Here is a 3,108-nt window from a genome sequence, read left to right on the forward strand (position 1 = left end):
ATCTTCGATCTCGAGGCCGAAGCCCGCCGTGCCGGACGCCAGCACCACGGGGTTCCGGAAATCGAGACCCGCCACACGTGTCGCGATGGTCGTCATCTACTCACCTTGCGTTCATACTCCGCCAGATAGCGTTCGATGGCGTCGGCGAGGCGCTCGGCGAGCTCCGCCTGACGTTGCGAATTCGAGATGTAGGAGGCCTCGGTCGGATTGGTCCCGAAACCGATTTCCACCAGAACGGCGGGCATGAATGCCGTGACCAAGACAGCCAGCCCCGCCTGTTTGACGCCACGGTTGGGACCGGGATGCACGGTTCGCATCGCTCCCTGAATGAGCGAGGCCAGTTGCATCGATTCCCGCAGATGCTCGTTCTGCGCCATGTCGCGCATGATGAAGCCGAGCGGGTCATCGCCGCTGACATCGGCCTTGGTCTCGAATTTCACGACTTCGTTTTCCATCGCCGCGACCCGCCGCTCGTCTTCCGTTTTCGCTTCGGCAAGGAAGTACGTCTCGAAGCCACGCGCGGTACCCGGGTTCTTCCAGCGCGGATTGGCTGCATTGACATGGATGGAAACGAACACGTCCCCTTTCGCCGCATTGGCAATCGGCCCGCGATCGTATAAGCCGATCAGTGTATCGGCCGTACGCGTCATGACCACCCGGACCCCACGCGCTTCCAGAGCACGCTGAAGTTGCTTCGACACGGCCAACGTGACGTGCTTTTCGTAGATCCGCGGACCGCCGCCGATGGGGCCGGACATGCCATTGTCGGGGCCACCGTGGCCGGCGTCGACCACCACGACGCGCTGGCGATTGCTCGAGCGCGTTTCGGGCGCGCGAACGGCGGTGCGATCGGGCTCCGCCCGGACGTTGGTGTTGGCCGCAGCCGCCGACGGCGCACTGCGGGGCGCCGGGGCGCGCCGACTGGCGACGACGGGCGCAAAACGCCGTACCTCGCGCTTCTCCGCATCGTACATGACGCCGGTGCCGAGGCGAGGGAGGAGATCGGCAGCAAACGCGAGGGGGACATACAGCAGGCCGCCCTGCCGGAACACCTCCCCACTCAGCGGGAGCGTATCGTCGGCCACCACGACCAGGGCCGATCCCTGTTCGATATCGACGCCGACCGCACCGACCTCGAGGCGATAGCGACCTGGGCGCTCCGCGTCGCGCACCAACTGCCCCCCGAGGCCCTCGGCGAGCGCATCGGCGCGCAGCGCGAGACCGCCATTGGGGTGCGCGATCTGCGCGACCGGACGGGAGCGCTCACCGAGGCGCGCGAGGACGACATTCCCGGAAGGCTGCTTGGCCGTCGCCGGCGTCGTCTGCGCCATACTGGTTGACGCGACGATACACGCCAGCGCGACCTGCCGGAGTGCCGCACGCACAATCGACCGCATCAGCCCTTGCGGAGGACGCGCGCGATCTCGCGCTCGGCGTCGCGCTTCTTGAGATCTTCGCGCTTGTCGTGTTGCTGTTTGCCACGCGCGAGGGCCACACGCACCTTCACCTTGCCCCCTTTGAAGTACATGTCGAGGGGCACGAGCGTGAGTCCCTGCCGTTCCAGCGAACCGATCAACCGACGGATCTCGCGCTTGTGCAGCAGCAGCTTCCGCGTGCGCGTGGGCTCATGATTGAAGACGTTGCCGTGGCCGTAGGCACCGATGTGGGCGTTGAGGAGGAATACCTCGCCATCGCGCACATATCCGTAGCCGTCGGTGAGGTTCGCCCGACCGTCACGCAACGCCTTCACCTCGGTCCCGGTGAGCACGATGCCGGCTTCCCAGGTGTCGAGGATCTCGTAATCGTGACGCGCGCGCTTGTTGCGCGCGATCAGTTCGGTGGGCTCTTCCGCTTCCTGTTTGGCCATACGTGCGTGAAACCTAATCGCTCGCGGCCGGTTTTCCGCTGGTAGCGCGTCACTGCCCCATCACGTTTCTGGCCTTTGGCGTTGACTTTCGGGCCGTATCCGGTCTATTCTTCCCGCCCTGCCGTTACGGTGGTCAGAGCGATCGGCCGCCGGGCGGAGAGGTGTCTGCCGGAGTGGTGGAATTGGTAGACGCGCTGCGTTCAGGGCGCAGTGTCCGCAAGGACGTGCCGGTTCGAGTCCGGCCTTCGGCACCTCGCATCGAACAAACGAAACGGGCAACAGTGCATGCGCGCTGTTGCCCGTTTTGTTTTGTGCGCTAGCGCTTTGCCTGGCCAGCAGGACAATCAGCCACGCAGGGCACTGGGGCGAATGTCCTCAGGCAGTGATGCCGCCCCAAACGCGACCCGGAGCTGCTCGTTGAGGACGGCACGGGTATCCTGTATGTAGGCCGTTCCCTGAAGCAGGTCGTCGGCGGCGGGGTCTACGACACCGACGCCGGACAACAGCACGCGCGCCAGCCGCGCTGCGGGCGACTCCGGGTTGCCCCGCACGGCCAGTGCGGCGGTGTAGCCCCGCCACCGCTCCGCCCACAGGCGACCGATGTCGGCATCGCGTCGCGCTTCCGCGGCGACGACCGGCGCCAGCTGATGGGCGACATCAGCGGCCGTGCGATCATCGAGTGCATCGCGTTCCGCCACGATCAGCCCGAGAGCCCGGCGCGCAAACGCGAGTTCGCGGCGTGCCGCCTGGCCATTCCCCCCGCACTTGCTCAGCCACTGGAGGGTGGCCGCATCCGGTTCGCGTAGCAGATGATTGAGATACACCTCCACCCGCTGCCGTCGCGCCCGTGCAGCTTGCCAGTCGGCCCAGAAGCCCATGCCGCGCGCTCAGGCCTGCAGAATGGGGAGCGCTCCGGGGACGTCGGCCTGCACCTCGTAGGCCGGCAAGCCGACGCGATCGCGCACCACCGATTCGTCGGCCAGGAGATCGCTCAGCCGAACTCCCTCGAGCACCTCGTCGATCCGCTTCTGCAACAGCATCCACACGGGGCGGATGCTGCAGTTCTCCGCCTCGGCACACCGTCCGGCATCCACGGGGTGGGACACACAGTGCAGGTCGAAGGTGGTGAGTTCCGACGCCTGAATCACGTCGCGCACGGTGATCTCTTCCGGCGTGCGCGCCAGCGAATACCCCCCACGTGCTCCGCGCGTGCTGTTGACGATGCCTGCGCGACGCATGCG

4 protein-coding genes and 1 tRNA gene are annotated in these 3,108 nt (G+C 66.4%); 1 reads left to right on the forward strand and 4 read right to left on the reverse strand.

The window, feature by feature from the left end; all coding sequences use genetic code 11:
* Nucleotides 1-92: 92 nt before the first annotated feature.
* Nucleotides 93-1,397 carry an N-acetylmuramoyl-L-alanine amidase gene (locus ACIQ6O_RS15315; protein WP_396208645.1) on the reverse strand — a complete coding sequence of 435 codons (1,305 nt, stop codon included), beginning with the start codon at nt 1,395-1,397 and terminating at the stop codon, nt 93-95.
* Entirely contained in the window at nt 1,397-1,867 is a 471-nt protein-coding gene (gene smpB, locus ACIQ6O_RS15320; protein WP_396208646.1) for an SsrA-binding protein SmpB, read from the reverse strand. The genes ACIQ6O_RS15315 and smpB overlap by 1 nt, the downstream gene beginning before the upstream one ends.
* A gap of 167 nt (nt 1,868-2,034) precedes the next feature.
* Between smpB and ACIQ6O_RS15325 the strand changes: the two genes are divergently transcribed.
* Nucleotides 2,035-2,118: transfer RNA gene (locus ACIQ6O_RS15325), tRNA-Leu, on the forward strand.
* Nucleotides 2,119-2,211: 93 nt separating this feature from the next.
* Here the strand turns inward: ACIQ6O_RS15325 and ACIQ6O_RS15330 are convergent.
* Both ACIQ6O_RS15330 and ACIQ6O_RS15335 read right to left on the reverse strand, forming a co-directional pair.
* The gene (locus ACIQ6O_RS15330) at nt 2,212-2,745 is read right to left on the reverse strand and encodes a hypothetical protein (RefSeq protein WP_396208647.1); all 534 of its coding nucleotides are present in this window, start codon (nt 2,743-2,745) and stop codon (nt 2,212-2,214) included.
* A gap of 9 nt (nt 2,746-2,754) precedes the next feature.
* Nucleotides 2,755-3,108 (reverse strand): RrF2 family transcriptional regulator (locus ACIQ6O_RS15335; RefSeq protein WP_396208648.1); only part of this gene is annotated, 354 nt, incomplete at its 5' end.

Source organism: Gemmatimonas sp. (genome assembly GCF_044345575.1).
GTDB lineage: Bacteria > Gemmatimonadota > Gemmatimonadetes > Gemmatimonadales > Gemmatimonadaceae > Gemmatimonas.